This is a genomic window from Rhizobium albus (genome assembly GCA_030160035.1).
In the GTDB taxonomy this organism is placed as follows: Bacteria; Pseudomonadota; Alphaproteobacteria; order Rhizobiales; family Rhizobiaceae; genus Georhizobium; species Georhizobium albus.
In genome coordinates this window covers 171,581-191,094 of sequence record BSNO01000004.1, presented here as the reverse complement: position 1 = coordinate 191,094, position 19,514 = coordinate 171,581, and the positions used below count along the sequence as shown (strand labels likewise).

The 19,514-nt window shown below is 62.5% G+C and carries 14 protein-coding genes; 7 read left to right on the top strand and 7 right to left on the bottom strand.

Going from position 1 to position 19,514, the window contains the following annotated elements:
- Positions 1–54 precede the first annotated feature (54 nt).
- Both QQL76_RS16210 and QQL76_RS16205 read left to right on the top strand, forming a co-directional pair.
- Positions 55–1,434, top strand: a complete 1,380-nt coding sequence (locus tag QQL76_RS16210) for a TadE/TadG family type IV pilus assembly protein (protein ID WP_499208527.1) — start codon at positions 55–57, stop codon at positions 1,432–1,434.
- Between the two features lie 372 nt (positions 1,435–1,806).
- Positions 1,807–2,397, top strand: coding sequence for a YqaA family protein (locus QQL76_RS16205; RefSeq protein ID WP_499208526.1), 591 nt, complete (start codon positions 1,807–1,809; stop codon positions 2,395–2,397).
- A gap of 24 nt (positions 2,398–2,421) precedes the next feature.
- Here the strand turns inward: QQL76_RS16205 and acs are convergent, their stop codons facing one another.
- Complete coding sequence (acs, locus tag QQL76_RS16200; protein ID WP_499208525.1) at positions 2,422–4,374, bottom strand: acetate--CoA ligase; 1,953 nt, start codon at positions 4,372–4,374, stop codon at positions 2,422–2,424.
- 271 nt (positions 4,375–4,645) lie between these two features.
- Here acs and QQL76_RS16195 point away from each other — a divergent pair, with 271 nt between their 5' ends.
- Complete coding sequence (locus QQL76_RS16195; RefSeq protein WP_126007420.1) at positions 4,646–5,359, top strand: DUF1013 domain-containing protein; 714 nt, start codon at positions 4,646–4,648, stop codon at positions 5,357–5,359.
- Between the two features lie 133 nt (positions 5,360–5,492).
- Here QQL76_RS16195 and QQL76_RS16190 read toward each other — a convergent pair whose 3' ends face one another.
- From QQL76_RS16190 to QQL76_RS16180, 3 genes are all read right to left on the bottom strand, one after another.
- Positions 5,493–6,281, bottom strand: a complete 789-nt coding sequence (locus QQL76_RS16190; protein ID WP_499208524.1) for an SDR family NAD(P)-dependent oxidoreductase — start codon at positions 6,279–6,281, stop codon at positions 5,493–5,495.
- Positions 6,282–6,450: 169 nt separating this feature from the next.
- Positions 6,451–8,388, bottom strand: coding sequence for a propionyl-CoA synthetase (locus tag QQL76_RS16185; protein WP_499208523.1), 1,938 nt, complete (start codon positions 8,386–8,388; stop codon positions 6,451–6,453).
- A 99-nt stretch (positions 8,389–8,487) separates the two neighbouring features.
- A complete protein-coding gene (locus tag QQL76_RS16180; RefSeq protein ID WP_499208522.1) occupies positions 8,488–13,287 on the bottom strand; it encodes an NAD-glutamate dehydrogenase in 4,800 nt (1,599 codons plus the stop codon).
- Positions 13,288–13,398: 111 nt separating this feature from the next.
- On the opposite strand from QQL76_RS16180, the gene QQL76_RS16175 reads away from it, so the two are divergent.
- From QQL76_RS16175 to QQL76_RS16160, 4 genes are all read left to right on the top strand, one after another.
- A complete protein-coding gene (locus tag QQL76_RS16175) occupies positions 13,399–13,971 on the top strand; it encodes a carboxymuconolactone decarboxylase family protein (protein WP_499208521.1) in 573 nt (190 codons plus the stop codon).
- A 26-nt stretch (positions 13,972–13,997) separates the two neighbouring features.
- Positions 13,998–14,240 (top strand): hypothetical protein, encoded by a 243-nt coding sequence (locus QQL76_RS16170; protein ID WP_126007431.1) that lies wholly within the window; start codon positions 13,998–14,000, stop codon positions 14,238–14,240.
- A gap of 5 nt (positions 14,241–14,245) precedes the next feature.
- A complete protein-coding gene (gene pdxY, locus QQL76_RS16165) occupies positions 14,246–15,130 on the top strand; it encodes a pyridoxal kinase PdxY (protein ID WP_499208520.1) in 885 nt (294 codons plus the stop codon).
- Between the two features lie 98 nt (positions 15,131–15,228).
- The gene (locus QQL76_RS16160) at positions 15,229–15,870 is read left to right on the top strand and encodes a carbonic anhydrase (RefSeq protein WP_126007435.1); all 642 of its coding nucleotides are present in this window, start codon (positions 15,229–15,231) and stop codon (positions 15,868–15,870) included.
- Between the two features lie 117 nt (positions 15,871–15,987).
- Here the strand turns inward: QQL76_RS16160 and QQL76_RS16155 are convergent, their stop codons facing one another.
- The 3 genes from QQL76_RS16155 to QQL76_RS16145 form a co-directional block, all read right to left on the bottom strand.
- Positions 15,988–16,812 (bottom strand): lytic murein transglycosylase, encoded by an 825-nt coding sequence (locus tag QQL76_RS16155; RefSeq protein WP_499208519.1) that lies wholly within the window; start codon positions 16,810–16,812, stop codon positions 15,988–15,990.
- A gap of 198 nt (positions 16,813–17,010) precedes the next feature.
- A complete protein-coding gene (locus QQL76_RS16150; protein ID WP_499208518.1) occupies positions 17,011–18,045 on the bottom strand; it encodes an aspartate-semialdehyde dehydrogenase in 1,035 nt (344 codons plus the stop codon).
- 276 nt (positions 18,046–18,321) lie between these two features.
- Entirely contained in the window at positions 18,322–19,488 is a 1,167-nt protein-coding gene (locus tag QQL76_RS16145) for a winged helix-turn-helix domain-containing protein (RefSeq protein ID WP_499208517.1), read from the bottom strand.
- Between the last annotated feature and the right edge of the window lie 26 nt (positions 19,489–19,514).

Here is a 19,514-nt window from a genome sequence, read left to right as displayed (position 1 = left end):
AGCGCAAAATCAGCTGTGTTCCGATGATCGATGGATTATCTCGGAGCAGCGCCGATGCCGAACTTGCTTTCTCACTATCGCCGGTTTGCCAAGGACGAAGCGGGCAACATTGCGATCATGTTCGGCTTGACCGCCGTCGTGCTTCTCACGGCAGGCGGACTCGCCGTCGAGGTCTCCCGCGCGATGACGGAGCGCAGTTCCATGGCGAACGCGCTGGATGCGGCGGTGCTTGCAACGGCCCGGTCGATCTCGCTTGGCGAGATCACCCGCGCTGAAGCCGAAAATTACATGAACGCGATGTTCGCCGCCAATCTGAACGTCTCGGCCGAAGAAGTCGCCGGCTACCGGATCGACAACATCCAGTTCAACGAAGCAACGAAGACGCTGTCGGCCAACGGCACGCGCGACTTCGACACGATGTTCCGCTTCTTTGGCGAGAACAATGCGCTGACGCTGCGCACGAATTCCGCAGCACTCTACGGCACGACCTATGTGGAAGTGGCGATGACGTTTGACGTGACAGGATCGATGAAAGGTGCCCGGCTGCGTGATCTCAAGAACGCGGCAACAGAGGGTGTAACGCTTCTCTTGGGTGATGGAGAAAGCGAGACGGTTCGCGTCAGTTCGGTTCCTTACGCCGAGGCCGTGAATGCAGGCAGTCTGGCGCGTTATGTCTTTCCGGACGATGGGGGCGCCAACACGGCACCGCCGCGGTTCGGTGATTTCACGACCATGATCGAAAGCGGACAGCGACCCGCCGGACTTTCGCCCGAGGCGAACATTTCCGGGTCCGGTCCCCTCGCGGAAGACACATGCGCCACGGAGCGGAAGGGCAACTATGCGGTCCTGCCGGACGGGCCGGATCGCGCCATGGTCAATCGTGATGATCGCCTTGCGGACTGCCCCGACGCCGCGTTGATCCCGCTGACGAACGACGCTGATCGCCTGACAACATCGATCCAGAGTTTTGCGGCGAGGGGTGTCACCGCGGGCCAGATCGGGATCCAGTGGGCGTGGTACATGCTCTCGCCCGAATGGGCAGACTATCTTCCGGAGGGGTCGAAGCCTCGTGATCCCGCGACGAGTTCGGACACGGTCAAGAAATACGCGATCATCATGACCGACGGCGAGTTCAACACCGCTTTCTTCGGATCCAACCGGCGACCTCCGAATGGCCCGCAGGGGAATGAGACGACGCGTGCCACCAATCAGGCACTGGCGCTCTGCAAGGCGATGAAAGATGATCGCATTACGGTCTTCACCATTGGCTTCGGCCTTCGTGATGGGACGCGCGCAATGAACATGCTTCGCGATTGCGCCACACCGCAGGACGGCGCCATCCAGTATTTCTACAGCGCGACGACGGGTGCGGACCTGACGGCGGCCTACACGGAAATCAGCCGGACCATCCAATCACTGCGTCTCGTACGCTGAGATCCAGACAAAAAAGAACCGCCCCGATGGGATCGGGGCGGTTCGGTTTGGCGTGACTCGCATCCGCCGCGGCGCCGTCGGCCAGCCTATGGTCGGGCCGGCACCGCTTATGTCCTGCCGATCAACGGGAAGGCTGCTCCCCGTGGCGACGATCCACCAAAGCCTCGCGACGGATACCAAAATCACTCGACATCGGATCACCTCCTTTCGTTTCGTTGCACATGAAAAGGAATATGGGTCGCTTCCGCTCCCGTGGCAATGGCCCTTGTCGAAGGAACCTTTATAGCGGGCCGCCATTTCGCCGCGGTTGCTTTCCATGGTCCATGCGGGCGAGACGAAAACCCGGGGCGCATGTATGGAGTGGCGAACTGAATGAAGAACAAGGTCGAGGACTGGCTGGAGCGGCTTGCGCGTTCCCGCCACGAGAAAACGCTGCTCTTCGGGGCCTCTTTCGCCGAAACGGTCATCGTTCCGATCCCGATCGAGCTGATTCTCGTGCCCTATATGGCGATCCACCGCGCGCGCATGTTCTGGCTCGCCACCATCGTGCTGGCCGGATGTCTCGCGGGGGCGCTTTTCGGCTATCTCCTCGGCTATCTCTTCTTCGAGACAGCGGGCCGCTGGGCCATCGAAACCTTCGGCTGGCAGGCAGGCTATGCCGAGTTCCTGGAGCTTTTCCAGAACCACGGCTTCTGGGCGATCATCGCCGTAGGCATCATCCCAATCCCATTCCAGATCGGGATGCTGACGGCAGGCGCTGCGGGCTACTCGCTGCCGCTCTTTCTGCTGGCAGCGTTGATTGCGCGCGGTGTGCGCTATTACGGTCTAGCCCTTGTCGTCTATCTGGTCGGCGAGCACGTGATCGATGCATGGCGCCACAACCGACGCGCCTTGCTGGTCGGTTGTGGCGTTGCTGCAGGACTGCTCTTAGCCGGCTATTACGGCTACAAGCTTTGGTGGTAGCCGGATTCCGGAAAGCCTGACCGATCAGGCCTTCCGGTTTTCGCGGTGCTCGATCAAATCGTCGACGACGGCCGGATCGGCGAGCGTCGAGGTGTCGCCGAGCGCACCGAAATCATCCTCGGCGATCTTGCGGAGAATACGGCGCATGATCTTGCCCGAGCGGGTCTTCGGCAGGCCCGGCGCGAACTGGATCTTGTCTGGTGACGCGATCGGGCCGATCTCGTTGCGCACGTGCTTGACGAGATCCTTCTTCAGCTCATCGCTCGGCTCCACGCCGCCCATGAGGGTCACGTAGCAATAGATGCCCTGGCCCTTCACGTCGTGCGGATAGCCGACGACCGCCGCTTCGGACACGGATTCATGCGCAACCAGCGCCGATTCCACTTCGGCCGTACCCATGCGGTGGCCGGAAACGTTGATCACGTCGTCGACGCGGCCGGTAATCCAGTAATAGCCGTCGGCATCGCGGCGGCAGCCGTCACCGGTGAAGTACTTGCCCTTGTAGGCGGAGAAGTAGGTCTGGATGAAACGCTCGTGGTCGCCATAGACCGTGCGCATCTGCCCCGGCCATGAATCGGCGATGCAGAGATTTCCGTCCGTCGCGCCTTCCAGGACCTTGCCCTCGGCATCGACGAGCTCGGGCTTGACACCGAAGAAGGGCAGGGTCGCCGAACCCGGCTTGAGGTCGATCGCGCCGGGCAGCGGCGTGATGAGAATGCCGCCGGTTTCGGTCTGCCACCAAGTGTCGACGATAGGGCAACGCTTGTCGCCGACGATGTTGTAGTACCACTCCCAGGCTTCCGGGTTGATCGGCTCGCCGACCGAGCCCAGCGTGCGCAGCGACTTGCGCGACGTCTTCGTCACATGGTCGTTGCCGGCGCCCATCAGCGCGCGGATCGCCGTCGGGGCGGTGTAGAAGATGTTGACCTGGTGCTTGTCGACCACTTCCCAGAAGCGGGCGGGCGAGGGGTAGTTCGGCACGCCTTCGAACATCAGCGTCGTCGCGCCGTTAGCGAGCGGGCCGTAGACGATGTAGGAGTGACCGGTGACCCAGCCCACGTCTGCCGTGCACCAGTAGATGTCGCCATCATGGTAGTCGAAGACGTATTCGTGGGTCATAGAGGCGTAGACGAGGTAGCCGCCCGTGGTGTGCAGCACGCCTTTGGGTTTGCCGGTGGAGCCAGACGTGTAGAGGATGAAAAGCGGGTCTTCCGCGTTCATCTGCTCCGGCTCGCATGTCGCGGAGGCCTTGGCGACGGCGTCCTCATAGGCGATGTCGCGGCCTTCGTGCCAGGCCACATCGGCGCCGGTGCGCTTGACGACCAGCACGTTGGCGACGTCAGCACCCTGCTTCTTGGCAATCTCGATCGCCTTGTCGGTGTTGACCTTGAGCGGCACTTTCTTGCCGCCGCGCAGACCCTCGTCAGAGGTGATGATGAAGGTCGAGGCGGCGTCGACGATGCGGCCGGCCAGTGCGTCGGGCGAGAAGCCGCCGAAGACGATCGAGTGGATCGCGCCGATGCGGGCACAGGCCAGCATCGCATAGGCCGCTTCCGGGATCATCGGCATGTAGATGGTGACGCGATCGCCCTTCTTGACGCCATGGTCCTTCATGACGTTGGCGAGGCGGCACACGGCGTCATGCAGTTCGCGATAGGTGATCTTCTTATCGTCGGCCGGGTCGTCGCCTTCCCAGATGATCGCGACCTGATCGCCGCGCTTGTCCAGATGCCGGTCGATGCAGTTGTAGGAGACGTTGGTCAGGCCATCTTCGAACCACTTGATGGAGACATCGCCCTCGAAGCTGGTGTTCTTGACCTTGGTGTAGGGCTTGAACCAGTCGATCCGCTTGCCGTGTTCGGACCAGAACGCTTCCGGATTGTCGATGCTCTCGGCGTACCATTTCTCATAGGTCGACCGGTTGATCTTGGCACGAGCTTCCGCATCCTGGGGTACTTTGTAGACGGCAGCGGACATGAACAATCCTCCTTGATCCTCGGCCATGCGCTTTCACGCATGTCGTCCTCCGGGCCGGACATGCCGACCTCTTCCTGGCGGCATTCATAACATCTCAAGGGCACCCGGCAATTAGACGAAGGGTTTGCGGCCGGATGGCGCAGCACAGGATCAATTGCAATCGCAGCCGAAGGCGCGTATAGACCTCGTCATTCCCGGAAATTGTGGTCAGTACACCCAATCCCGCGGCGCGTTCCCTGAAAAGAGCGCGGACGATAGAAGGATCACATCCATGGCTCAACAACTGCTCATGCCGAAAGCGACAGCCGTCTGGCTCGTCGACAACACGGCGCTCTCCTTCGACCAGATCGCCCAGTTCTGCAAGATGCACCCGCTGGAAATCAAGGCGATCGCCGATGGCGAATCGCACCAGGGCATCAAGGGACTCGATCCGGTCCAGACCGGCCAGCTTTCGCGCGAGGAAATCTCGAAGGCGGAAGCCGACCCGAACCACAAGCTGAAGCTCGCAGACCCCAAGGTTCGCGTTCCGGAAGCAAAGCGCAAGGGACCGCGTTACACGCCGGTGTCCAAGCGCCAGGATCGTCCGAACGCCATCTACTGGCTGGTGCGCAACCACCCGGAACTGAAGGATGCGCAGGTTTCGCGCCTCGTCGGCACGACGAAGTCGACGATCGAGCAGATCCGCAACCGTACCCACTGGAACTCGGCCAATCTGACGCCGATGGATCCGGTGACGCTTGGCCTGTGCACGCAGATCGATCTCGATCTCGAAATCGAACGCGCCAACAAAGGCCGTCCATTACCGTCTGCGGCAGCCGACGAGACCCTGGCGCCGACGAGCGAGACGGAAAAGCTGGGCTTCGGTGCCGGCAACGATCGCGAGGAAGAAGAGAAGGAAATCGACGCCGAGGCCGTCTTCGCCAAGCTGAAGTCGCTGAAGCGCGAGACCCCGGAAGAAGACGAAGAAGACGACTATCGCCGCTGATCGTCGGTCACGGACCACATAGAAACGCCCGGCCTCGTGCCGGGCGTCTTTTGTTAAGGGTCATCTCGCGGAATGGAACCCTTGCATCGCATTCCCGAACGGTGAATCGGTTCCCACTTCACCTGGGAATGCTTCAGTCTTCCTTCGGCGTGACCGTATAGTTCAGCGGAAGGCGGCCGCCATCGGCGTAGATCGTCTGGCCGGTGATGTAGCTCGCATCGTCGGACGCCAGAAAGGCTGCGACAGACGCGATTTCGCTTGGATCGCCGATGCGGCCGAGCGGCGTGCGCGACAGAATGCGCTTCTTGGCTTCCTTGTCGTTGGCAACCGCAGACAGAAGATCCGTCATGATCGAACCTGGGCCAATCGCATTGGCGCGGATGCCGTAAGGCGCGAGCGACAGCGCCATGACCTTCGTCAACTGGCTGACACCGCCCTTTGAGACCGAGTAGGGCACCTGGTTGGGGATCGCAAAGGTGTCGTTGATGGACGACATGTTGACGATCACACCCGGCTTGCCGCCGGCCTGCACCCGCTCGACGAAGTGACGCGCAACGATCTGGCCGCAGAGAAATGCGCCTTTGAGGTTCACGCGTATGACGCGGTCAAAATCGGCTTCCTCGATATCGAGGAAATCGGCCGAGTGTACGATGCCGGCATTGTTGACGAGGATGTGGATGTCGTCGAACGCATCGAGCGTCGCGGCGACGAGATTGTGCACGTCGAGCCGCTCGGCCACGTCGGCTGCGACGAACCGGATCTCGCCGAGGCTCGACAGTTCCTGCTCGGCGGCGTGGCCGGCCTTCTCGTCGATATCGGCGATGACGACCTTTGCGCCGTCTGCCAGGAACCGCTTGGCGATCGCAAGGCCAATGCCCTTCGCGCCGCCGGTGATGATCGCGATCTTGCCGTCGAGGGCCATGGTCTCACTCCTTGACCTTAGAGCAATTTCGCTTTTCTTCGAATCGCGCAGTTGCTCTAAGGCATTTTTGTTTATCGCGTTTCCTGACGGTGAACCGGTACCCACTTCACCTGGAAACGCTCTGAAGTCGCGGACATTGGACCCGTCACGGCTTTGAGGTCAATTGCGGTCAGCCGTCATTTCCCTCGCGAAACGCCTTGCCGACGCGATGCTCTTTCAGCACGGCCGCGATTTCGTCGAGGATCGCCGGATCGTCGATCGTGGCCGGCATCTTCCAGTCCTCGCCGTCGGCGATCTTCTGGAGCGTTGCGCGCAGGATCTTGCCGGAGCGCGTCTTGGGCAGACGTTTGACCTGGAAGGCGTTCTTGAACGCGGCCACCGGCCCGATGCGATCGCGCACGACTTTGACGACACCGGCGGCAATTTCCTCGGGTGATTGCTCGACGCCGTTGTTGGTAACGAAGAAACCGACCGGGATCTGGCCCTTCATGTCGTCCGCGATGCCGATGACCGCGCATTCGGCGACATCGGGGTGCGTTGCGATCGCCTCTTCCATGCCGCCGGTCGACAGTCGGTGGCCGGCGACATTGATGATGTCGTCGGTGCGGGCCATGATGAACAGGTAGCCGTCTTCGTCGATGTAGCCGGCGTCGGCGGTCTTGTAGAAGCCCGGGAACTCATCGAGATAGGCCTTGTGAAAGCGCTCCGGCGCGTGCCAGAGCGTCGGCAGGGCACCTGGCGGCAGCGGCAGTTTTACCACGACATTGCCGAGCGTGTTCGGTCCCAGTTGCCTGCCGGTGTCGTCGACGATTTGGACATCGTAGCCGGGCAGCGGCACGGAGGGTGAGCCCAGTTTCACGGGCAACTGGCCGAGGCCGACGGGGTTGCCAACCATCGGCCAGCCGCTCTCCGTTTGCCACCAATGGTCGATCACTGGAACTTTCAGCGCATTCTGGGCCCACTGGATCGTGTCCGGATCGGCGCGCTCGCCGGCAAGGAAGAGCGTGCGGAACTTGGACAAATCGTAGCGGCCGACATGCTCGGCCTTCGGGTCGTCCTTGCGGATGGCGCGAAAGGCGGTCGGCGCCGTGAAGAGCGCGACCACGCCGTGCTCGGCGATCACGCGCCAGAAGGTGCCGGCATCAGGTGTCCCGACCGGCTTGCCTTCAAAGAGAATGGTCGTGCTGCCGTGCAGGAGCGGCGCATAGACGATGTAGGAATGGCCGACGACCCAGCCGATATCGGAGGCGGCCCAGAACACTTCGCCGGGCTTGACGCCGTAATGGGCGTGCATCGACCAGTGCAGCGCGACCATGTGGCCGCCATTGTCGCGCACGACACCCTTTGGCTGGCCGGTCGTGCCCGAGGTGTAGAGGATGTAGAGCGGTTCCGTCGCCTCGACCGGCACGCAAGGCACGGGCTCGGCCTTCTGGCGCGCGTCGGCCATCAGGCTTTCATAATCGAAATCGCGGCCTTCGGTGAGTTCGCAGGCGAGTTCCTCGCGCTGAAGCACGATGCAGCTTTCCGGCTTCACCCGCGCCATTGCGATCGCGGCGTCGAGGAGCGGTTTGTAGGCGACCACGCGTCCCGGTTCGAGCCCGCAGGATGCGGTGATGACGAGCCTGGCTGCGCAATCGTCTATCCGCGTCGCCAGTTCGTTGGCGGCAAAGCCGCCGAAGACGACCGAGTGGACGAGACCAAGCCTTGCGCAGGCGAGCATCGCCATCACGGCTTCAGGCACCATCGGCATGTAGATGATTACTCGATCGCCTGCCTTGAGGCCGCGGTCACGGATAATTGCTGCAAGCGCGGTGACCTCGGACAGCATCTCCGCATAGGTGATCGCGCGTTTGCGGCCGGTGATTGGGCTGTCGTAGATCAGTGCGTTCTGGCTGCCGCGACCGGCGGCAACGTGACGGTCGAGGCAGTTGTGGCAGGTGTTGGTGGTGCCGCCGACGAACCAGCGCCCATAGGCGCCGGCATCCGGATCGAATACTTTCTCCGGATCGCTGAACCAGTCGATGGCCGTGGCCGCATCGCCCCAGAATCCTTCGGGGTCGCTCTGCCAGCGCTGATAGACGGCGTGGTAGCTGCTGCTTTCGGCCATGATCGATCCTCCCGGGCGCGGGCGTTCCTCCCATCCGCGCATCCGCCAAGGATTAGCGAAGCACGAAGTTCACCGCAAACCCGACGATGGATCGAGCCGTCACGCCCCTGCCGGCTGGCGGCCCTGGGGAGCGACATCCGACAGCATGCCCGCCGCCACCGTCAGGCGCGACATGTCGAAGGCACTGTCCTCGGCCAGAGCCATGATCTGGTCGCGCAGGCGCTCGACGCGGATGCGATCGCTCGCGATCCATGCCTCGACGGGATTCCTGTCTTCCGCAAAACCCGAAATCGCTGCGGTCGTGATGCTGCGTCGCGCCGCATGGATGGCATTGAGATTGCGGGCAAGCGCCAGCGTCGCGTAGCGATCGCGGTCATCAATGCGCAAGGCTGCCGCCTCGATGCGACCGATGCGGAAAATGTCGTTGACCGCGAAGAACTGGCGGGACGCCTTCTTGAGGTCGACGCCGCAGGCTCGCGCAATCTCCTCGATCTCCGGCACGAGCACGAGTGTCTGCAGCAGGGCCAGGTCGCGGGCGAGATCGGCGGGAGCGCCGATCTGCTCGAAACTCTCGCGCTGCCCGACGGTCTCCTCGCGCAGGAAGGGAGAGAGCGCCTGCTCGATCGTCGGTTTCAATGCGCGGGCAGCATCGCGGATTGCGGCAACCTTGTCGCTGAGCGGCTGGCTGCGATCCATGCCGCGCAGGATGCGCCCTGTAGCCATCGCCAGCGCGAAACTCACCGCTGCATAGAGCGTGTTCTGATCCTTGCCGTCGATCTTGCCGTCCAGCGCATCGATGCGGTCGTAAAGTGCCTCGAGTTCCAGCCCGTCGCGGGCAATGACGAAGGCGCGTACGACATCGCCCGGCATGGCGCCACCAATATCCGCGAACATCGACACGAAGGCCGGGCCGCCGCGGTTGATCACGGCGTTCGCAAGCTCCGTCGCGACGATTTCCTCGTTGAGGCGATGCCCGGCGATCTCGTCGGCGAAGTCCCGCTGCATGCGTTTCGGGAAATAGGATTTCAGCGTTGGCATGAAATAAGCATCGGCGGGCAGGCTGCTTGCCATCAGGTCGTCGAACAGGCCGATCTTCGCATAGGAGAGAAGCACGCCGATTTCCGGCCGCGTCAGCGGCTTGCCGTTGCGCTGGCGTTCTTCGAAGAGCTGCCGGTCCGGCAGCGTCTCCACCTTGCGATCGAGCCGGCCCGCGCGTTCCATGCCGTCCATGAGTTCAGCAAGCTGCGGCGAGGCATCGGCGCCGGCGCGTTCCTGAAGCGAGATCGCGAGCGACTGCAGATAATTGTTTCGCAGCACCAGACGCGCGACGTCATCTGTCATGGAGACCAGCAGACGGTTGCGATCGGTGCGGGTCAGCCTCTCCTGCCGCATGGCCGACGCAAGCGCGATCTTGATGTTGACCTCGACGTCGGACGAATTGACGCCTGCGGAATTGTCGATGGCATCGGAGTTGCAGCGGCCACCAGCAAGCGCATAGGCGATGCGGCCGCGCTGCGTGACGCCAAGATTGGCGCCTTCGCCGATCACCTTGGCGCCGACCTCCGTTGCCGCGATGCGGATCGCATCATTGGCGCGGTCGCCCACATCCGCATCGTTTTCTTCGGCCGCTTTCACATAGGTGCCGATGCCGCCGAACCACAAGAGATCGACCTGTGCCTTCAGGATTGCCGTCATGATTTCCGGCGGCGAGGCGATGGTGGTTGCAAGGCCGATGGCGCGGGCGGCTTCCGGGGTCAGCTTCACCGACTTCTCGCTGCGGGAAACGATCATGCCGCCCTTGGAGAGGCGGGCGCGATCATAGTCCTGCCAGCTGGACCGCGGCAGGTTGAAGAGGCGCTGACGCTCGTTGAAACTCGCCGCCGTGTCCGGATCCGGGTCGATGAAGATGTCACGGTGGTCGAAGGCGGCGATCAGTCGGATGTGCTTGGATAGCAGCATGCCGTTGCCGAAGACGTCGCCGGACATGTCGCCGACACCTGCGACCGAAAACGGTGTCGACTGGATGTCGATGTTCATCTCGCGGAAATGGCGTTTGACCGTTTCCCAGGCGCCGCGCGCGGTGATGCCCATCTTCTTGTGGTCGTAGCCGGCGGAGCCGCCCGACGCGAAAGCGTCGTCGAGCCAGAAGCCCTGTTCCTGGCTGATCGCATTGGCCGTGTCCGAGAAGGTGGCCGTGCCCTTGTCGGCTGCGACGACGAAATAAGGATCGTCGCCATCGTGGCGGACCACGTCCTGGGGCGGCACGACGGCATCGCCGTCGATATTGTCGGTCACCGACAGAAGGGTGCGGATGAAGGTCTTGTAAGCGGACTTGCCCGCTTCGAAGATCGCATTGCGATCGCCCGTCTCCGGCAGGTGCTTCGGGAAGAAGCCGCCCTTTGCGCCAACCGGCACGATGACCGCGTTTTTCACCTGCTGCGCCTTCACGAGGCCGAGCACTTCGGTGCGGTAGTCTTCCGGACGGTCCGACCAGCGAAGGCCACCGCGTGCGACGGGCCCGAAGCGCATATGAACGCCTTCCACCTCCGACCCGTAGACGAAGATTTCGCGGAATGGTCGCGGCGCAGGGGCAGCCTCGAGCGCGCGTGGATTGACCTTGAAGGCGAGCGTCCGGCGAGGCTCACCGTCCTCTTCGGTCTGAAAGTAGTTGGTGCGCAGCGTCGCCATGATTGCGTTTTCGTAGCGGCGCAGTATGCGGTCGTCCTCAAGCCGCGCGACGGATTCCAGCGCCGTTGCAATCTTCTTGCGCAGGACAACCACCTGCTTTTCGCGTCTATCAAGCGCCTGGTCGAGCGCGAAGCGTGCCTCGAAGAGCTGATAGAGCAGGGAGGCGATCTCGGGGTAGCGGCCGAGCGTACCGGCGATATAGGTCTGGGAATAGGCACTGCCGAGCTGTCGCAGATAGCGCGCATAGGCGCGCAGCACAACGACGCGGCGTGCATCGAGCCCGGCACCAAGCACCAGCATGTTGAAGGCATCATTGTCGACGTCGCCGTGCCAGGCCTTCAGGAAAGCATTCTCGACCATGTCGAGGCGCTCGCCGGTCGGTGCCTGCCCACCGGCTGCGGGTGCGAGCTCCATCTCGTGAAGAACCACAAGCGCGGGCTCGGCCCTGTCGGCCTGGACGCGAACATCGAAGGTGCGCTCGCTGATCACGCGGAAACCAAGATTCTCCAGAAGCGGCACACGACGCGACAGCGCGACAGCCTCCTGCGCATGGAAGATCTTCAGCGTCATGCGGTCCGGATCGCCCTCGCGGCTCGCCATCAGGTCGATCGCGATGCCACCCGGCTTCGTGCACCTCAAGATGCGATCGAGATCGCCGAGCGCCTCGGAAGGGGTGAACCGTTCGCGGTAGGCCTGTGAGACGTCGAGCCTTGGAGCATCGGGTGCCTTCTCCATCGCGAACCGGTCTTCCCAGCGCGTGACGATGGTGCGGATATCCTGCTCGAGCTTGTCCTGCGCCACGCGAGGCGTCTTGCCGCCGCGGCGGCCGATGATGAAATGCACGCGGGCGAGATTGCCCTCGGGAAAGGCCGGATAATAGGCGGAAACGTGCCCGTCGAAGCGTTCGGCCAAGGCGGCGCCGATACGCTCGCGAACGTCGGAATCATACTGGTCGCGCGGAACGTAGACGATCACCGACACGAAGCGGTCGAATCGGTCGATGCGCGCAAGCACGCGCACGCGCGGACGGTCGGACAGCTCGTTGATCTGGACGCAGTAATCCACCAACGTATCGATATCGATCTGGAAGAGGTCGTCGCGCGGGTAGGATTCCAGCGTGTTGAAGAGCATTTTGCCGGAATGGCTTTCGGGGTCGAAGCCGAGCTTGTCCACGACTGCCTCGACCTTGGTGCGCAGAAGCGGAATTTCGGTGACCGAGCGTGTATAGGCGGTGGAGGTGAAGAGCCCGACGATGCGCAGCTCGCCGCTGACCTCGCCCGCCTCGTCGAAGAGCTTGACGCCGATATAGTCCATGTAGGCGCGGCGGTGCACCTGCGAGCGGGTGTTGGCCTTGGTGACGATCAGCCAGTCCGGGCCTTCCAGAAACGCCACGATTTCAGGCGTCGTCGTCACGTGATCCTTGCCCAGGCGCAGGACGCGCATGTCCGGATCGGCGAGGATGCCGATGCCGTCTTCGGCTGCGCGTTCCACCTTCGCCTCGCCACTATCGGCGGAATAGACGTAGTCGCGCATGCCGAGGAAGGTGAAATTGCCTTCCCGCAGCCAGTCGAGGAAGGCGAGCGCCTCGCGTCGTTCGTCGGCCCTTGCCGTGGTCTTGGCGCGCTTCATGGTCGCCATGGCGCGCTCGAGCTTGTCGAGCATGGGGCGCCAATCGCCGACCGCAGCGTGAACCTGGTCGAGCACCTCACGCAAATTCGCGATCAACCGTTCCGCCTCAGCGGAGGAGAGGGCGGGCAGATGAACCTGGATGTGGCTGACGCGCTTGTCCTGAGGGCAATCCGAGGTTCCTGTGACGAGCTGGATGCGGTCGAGGTTTCTCGTGTCGAGGATCGGGTGCACGGCAAGGAACAGCGTGCGATGGCTGGCCGCGACGGCGCCGATCACCGAGTCGTAGAGAAAGGGCATGTTGCGATCGGTGACGGAAAGCACCGATACGGCCTGGCCCTCGACGCTAAGGCCTTCCGGGTTCGCGATCGTGATCCGTGCCGCGTGATCCTCGAAAGCCGCGATCTCGCTTCGTGCATGGATCGCCATTGCTGCCAGATCCGCATCCGAATAATGCGCGAGATCGTCGCTTGCCGCGCGTCCGTACAGCACGACCGGATCGATGAAAGGTTTCTCCTGCGCATCCAGGACGAGCTTGATCGCGGCGAGCTTGCGGTCGCGCTTCGGATTCTTGCGGAAGGCCAATTCGAATTCTCCCCAGATTCGGCAGTCGAGCGCGCGCCCTTGTGTTTGGCGGGAGCCTAGCAGATGAATTGTGCCGACAAAGTGTGAAGAGATGAAAAAGCGGAGGCTAAAATGGCTGAAACTTCGCAGAAAGTGACGGCGCTTGACCTGCCGATGGCGGATCTGGGTCCAGAAACGCAGGCCTTCTTCGAAAAGTGCGTTGAAAAGATCGGTTTCGTACCGAATGTGCTGATCGCCTATGCCTTCGATGAGAAGAAGCTGCGGCTGTTCAGCGAGTTCTACAACGACCTGATGCTTGGCCCGTCAGGCCTCTCCAAGCTCGAGCGCGAGATGATCGCGGTGGCAGTTTCGGCAGTGAACCACTGCCACTACTGCCTCGTTGCGCATGGCGCGGCGGTGCGGCAGCTTTCAGGCGATCCAGTTTTTGGCGAGGAGGTCTCCACCAACTACCGTGCGGCCGTCATGACGGAGAAGCAGAAGGCGATGCTCGACTTTGCGGTCAAGCTGACCGAGATGCCCGACAAGATCGAGGAAGCCGATCGCAATTTCTTGCGCGAGAACGGCTTTTCGGATCGCGATATCTTTGACATCGCTGCGGTTGCGGGTTTCTTCAACATGTCGAACAGGGTTGCGGCGGCAACCGATATGCGTCCCAATACCGACTATCACGCGCTGGCACGCTGAAGGCGCGCCGAAAGGGAGCTGTTTCCATGCGGGACGATGACAGAGAACGCCGTCAGGCGAAGCGCGATCTCGATCGCCTCGGCAGCGAAGGCGGCATCTTCGGATCGCCTGCCATGAAGAGCAAGGCGCGCTCCGTGCGCGATCATTTCGCAGCCGGCGACGCGGACCAGACCGACCCGATCGAGGTCGCTGCTACCCGAACCGGGCGCATCCTCGCCGTCGTGGCATTCGTGCTGCTTGCTCTCTGGCTCGTCTCCGCCTACGCGTGATTTCCATGTCCAGCGACGTTCCAGTTGACCGCAAGGCGGTCATTGTCATTTCGAGCCACGTGGTGCGCGGATCGGTCGGTAACCGCGCGGCGGTGTTTGCGCTCGAATCGCTCGGCCACCCGGTATGGGCGCTGCCGACGGTCATCCTGCCGTTTCACCCCGGCCATGGACCGTCGACGCGTTATCCGGTCGAGGCGGACGCTTTTTCGAGGATGATCGACGATCTGATCGTTTCTCCCTGGCTCGGTGAGGTCGGCGCCGTGCTTTCCGGTTATCTCGGCTCGGCCGATCAGGCGCGTCCGATCGCCCGGCTGGTGGAGGCGGTGAAGGCGCGGTCGCCCGAAGCCACCTATGTCTGCGACCCGGTGATGGGAGATCTCGGCGGACTGTACGTACCGGAAGCCACCGCGACCGCGATCCGCGACATCCTCATGCCGCTTGCGACGATCGCCACGCCGAACCGCTACGAACTCGCGCACATGGCGGGTGCGACACTCGACGACAACACCGCGATCATGGAAGCGGCGCTCTCGCTTGGGCCAAAACGTGTGCTGGTGACCTCCGCGGTGCCCATGATGGCGGGCGGCATCGGCAATCTGCTCCTGACCGACCGGCACGCCTTTCTGGCGGAACACCGCGCAATCGAACAACCGCCGAACGGCCTTGGCGACCTGCTGGCTGCTGTTTTCCTGTCACGCCTGATGATCGGCGATGGCGACGAGAAGGCGCTCCAGGCCGCAACGGCGTCGGTCTTCGAGGTGCTTGCCCGGACAGTGAAGCGCGGTGCCGATGAGCTGACGCTTGAGAGCGATGCGAATTCTCTCATTCGGCCGATGGCGCTGGTGCATACGCGCCGCCTCGTGCATCCGGCCCAACGACGAAGGCTCTAAATCGTCGCGACGATCTAGACCGGCAAGATGGCGGTGCGTTAGAACGCGGTCGTCGTTCCGGACACCGCATTCAAGCAATCGCGTGGATCAACAAAATCATGACGCAGTTTCCATCTGAGCTCTTGGGCGGCTACCGCAGTTTCATGGCGGGGCGCTATACCGACGAACGCGACCGCTATCGCAAGCTTGCCGAATCCGGGCAGAAGCCGAAGACGATGGTCGTGGCTTGCTGCGATTCCCGCGCGGCGCCCGAAACCATCTTCGACATGGGCCCCGGCGAACTCTTCGTCGTGCGCAACGTGGCCAACCTCGTTCCGCCCTATACGCCCGATGGCGAGCACCACGGCACGTCGGCAGCGCTCGAATTCGCCGTTCAGGCGCTCAAGATCCGCGAAATTCTGGTGCTTGGGCACGGGCGCTGTGGCGGCATCCAGGCGGCGCTCAATCCGGAGAGCGAGCCGCTCTCGCCCGGCGATTTCATCGGCAGCTGGATGGGGATGCTGAAGCCGGTCGCAGACGCGATGCTGAGCTACACGACGATGACGGCCGGAGAGCGCCAGACGGCTCTCGAGCGCGTCTCGATCCGCAATTCGATCAACAACCTCAGGACCTTCCCGTGCGTGAAGATTCTGGAAGACCAAGGCCGGCTGAAACTGCACGGCGCCTGGTTCGATATTTCGACCGGGGAGTTGTGGGTCATGGACCCGCAGACCGGGGACTTCCACCGCCCCGATCTTTGATCGTCTTCTAGAGCAGTTCAGCGTTTCTTCGAATCGCTCAACGGCTCTAAGTTTTCGATTTTACGCGTTTCCGACCGGTGAACCGGTATCCACTTCACCTGGAAACGCTCTAACGGCTCAGCCGTCGATCCGCTGCGCGATAATCGCGATCGCCTGCTGATAGACGGTCGCGGCATTCCAGGCCTCGATGGCGCGGAAGTTGGGTTCGCCCTGCTGGTAGCCGGCACCGGGCTGCCAGCCATGCGAGCGCAGAAAATTGGCGGTCGAAGCCAGCGCGTCGGCACGAGAATTGATCAGGTCGCGACGGCCATCGCCATCGGCATCCACTGCGTAAAGCACGTAGTTGGACGGCAGGAACTGCGTCTGGCCCAGTTCGCCATGGCCTGCGCCGCGCATCTGGCCGGGTGTCAGCTCGCCGCTCTGGACGATTTGCAGGGCGGCGTAGAGTTCACGCTTGAAGAAGTCCGAACGACGGCAATCGTATGCGAGCGTGGCGAGCGCGGACATGGCGCTCTGGTCGCCCATGAAACGCCCGAAGGCGGTTTCCATGCCCCAGATCGCGATAATGACGCCGGACGGGACGCCATAGCTGCGCTCGATCGAGGCGAACAGGTTGGCGTTCTGCTCCTTGTGGCGGCGTCCCTGCGAAACGATCGCGTCGGCGCCGCGCTTCTGCATGAACTCGTCGAGCGAGAGCCGGAAGCTGCGCTGGTTGCGGTCGAGCGAAATCGTCTGCGTCGCGTAGGTCAGGCCGGAGAACGCCGTCTGCAGTGTCTGCGCCTGGATGCCATTGGCCTGCGCTTCGGCCGAAAAGGCGTTCACCCAGTTGGAGAAACCGGAGGCATCGTTGCCGCAGGTCTGAGCCTGGGCCGTGCCTGCCATGGCAACGCTCATGACGCCTGCTGCAAGCGCGCCGAGATACCGCTTCAAAATAACGCGCATGTGGTCGTCTCCGTTTTTGAAAATCTGCTGAGGCCATGCCTGGCTGAAGCTGTGAGCGCGCTTACCCAGCGTTGCAAGCTTCGTGGTCTCCAACCGACGCTAAGCGACGAGGGTTAAGAATTCTCTGTCGCTCGACAAGCGAAAGGCCCGGCGTTAATCCTGGCCGGGCCTTTCCCATTCGTCAAAAATCGAGTGTGCTCACGCAGCGCGCTGGCGTGGCTTGACCAGGCCGCGATTGACCAGAAGCTCCGCGATCTGGATCGTGTTCAAAGCAGCGCCCTTGCGCAGATTGTCGGACACGACCCAGATGTTGAGCCCGTTCTCGATGGTCGGATCCTCGCGGATACGCGAAATGAACGTCGCGTCTTCGCCGGCGCACTCGTAGGGAGTGATGTAGCCACCGTCTTCGTGCTTGTCGATGACCTGGCAACCCGGCGCTTCGCGCAGGATGTCGCGCGCCTGATCGGCCGTGATCTCGCTCTCGAACTCGATGTTGACGGCTTCGGAATGGCCGATGAAGACCGGCACGCGCACGGCGGTGCAGGTGACCTTGATCTTCGGATCGAGCATCTTCTTGGTTTCCGCGACAACCTTCCACTCTTCCTTGGTGGAGCCGTCATCCATGAACACGTCGATGTGCGGGATGACGTTGAAGGCGATGCGCTTGGTGAACTTCTTGCTCTCGATCGGGTCGGCGACGAAGACGGCCCGCGACTGGTTGAAGAGCTCGTCCATGCCTTCCTTGCCGGCACCGGACACCGACTGGTAGGTGGAGACAACGAGCCGCTTGATGCGCGCAACGTCGTGCAACGGCTTCAGCGCGACGACGAGCTGTGCCGTGGAACAGTTCGGGTTGGCGATGATGTTCTTCTTGCGGAAGCCTTCGATCGCATCCGGGTTCACTTCCGGCACGATCAGCGGCACGTCGGCGTCGTAGCGCCAGGCCGACGAGTTATCGATGACGACGCAGCCCTGTGCGCCGATCTTCGGCGAGTACTTTTGCGAGATCGTGCCGCCGGCCGACATCAGGCAGATGTCGGTGTCGGAGAAATCGTAGTTCTCGAGGTTCTTGACCTTCAGCGTCTTGTCGCCGAACGACACTTCCGTGTTCACCGAACGGCTGGATGCGAGCGCCACGACTTCGCTGACGGGGAACCCGCGCTCGGCGAGGATGTCCAGCATTTCGCGGCCGACGTTGCCGGTGGCTCCGGCGATGGCGATCTTGAAGCTCATGATCAGTCAAATCTCCTGTCTCTTCTTCGGCGTCGGGCGAAAGCCCGATCGAACCGACCTGCCCGGAAGAGCACGGACAGGGCGGAAATGGCGAAAGTCCCCCACCGAGGCTGCCAAGACATTAGCGTCAGACCTTGAGCGCGCCGATCGCCGTCTCTCCTTGAAGATACGGTTGCCCCGTCGCGCGGGCTGAATGACCTCGGAAAGTGTGTCGTTCTACACCGGTTCAGACAGGAGTCAAATGCGCGGCGGCTCGGCCGGACGCGGCGGAAAGCCTCATTCCGGCGCATCCACGGCCTCGTCGTAGGCCAGCTGGAACCGCTCGAAACGCCCAAGGGCTTCATCGATGATCGGCTTGTGGCGCTCTGGATCGACGGCATCTGTCCAAACCCAGTTCTGGATCAGCAGTTTGTTCTGTTGCCGGTCGGCCTTCAGATCGATCGCCGCGACGATCTCATCACCGCACAGGACCGGCAGGGCGAAGTAGCCGAGCTTGCGCTTTTCCTTGGTGACGTAGGCCTCGAACAAATGCTCGTAGCTGAAGAAGGCGGCAGTGCGCTTGCGCTGGATGATCAGGGGATCGAACGGCGAGAGGATGTGCGTGAGTTCGGGTGTCGGCGGCAGCTGCTCGATCGTTTCCGGTCTCGCCCAGTAGGCGGTCTTGGCGTCACCTTGGATGGAAACACTGAGGAGCTTTCGGGCACGCACCCGCTGCTCGATCTTCTGCGCCACCGCGGCTTTTTTTGAGGCGGCGAGGTAGCAGATGGAATCGAGACTGACGATGCCCTGCGCAGTCAGCGAACGGTCGATCAGGTAGTCGATGATCTGATTTTTGGTGGCAGGGCGTGGGGCGCGCTCCCAGCCGAAGTGCCGCTCCATCAGGTCGTAGGTTTTCACCATGCCCGTGCGACCCGCGATCGCCAGACGGCCATTGTAGAAGCCCCTCTGCAGCGCCTTCTTCGACGGCTTGCGGCTGGCCCAGAGATGCTCCTTTTCGACCGGTTCTTCGTCGATGTCACGGATGGACAAAGGCCCCTCGCGGCGCACGCGGGCAATCGCCTTCTTCAGCTCCTCGGGCGCAACGCCTGACGACCAGCGCACCGGGTTGTCTCGATGGTCCTTCATCGCGGGCAAGAAGAACTTCAGGTCGCGCGTCGGCACATAGGACAGGGCGTGCGTCCAGTATTCGAAGACGGTCTTGTCGACGGATTGGGCGACTGCGAGATCGCGGCGGCGATAGCGCGGTATGCGGTTGAAGAGGATGTGATGGTGGCAGCGTTCGATCACGTTGATCGTGTCGATCTGCACGTAGCCGAGATGCTCGACGGCCAGGCGCACCGCCTCGGGGCCGTCACCGAAAGGCTCGGCGTGATCGAGCTTCTGCGCGCTGATCCAGCAGGCGCGTGCCTGGCGCTGAGACAGGTGAAAGGGGCGTCGTGCCATCAGGCCCGGGTCCTTGCGGGGCTACG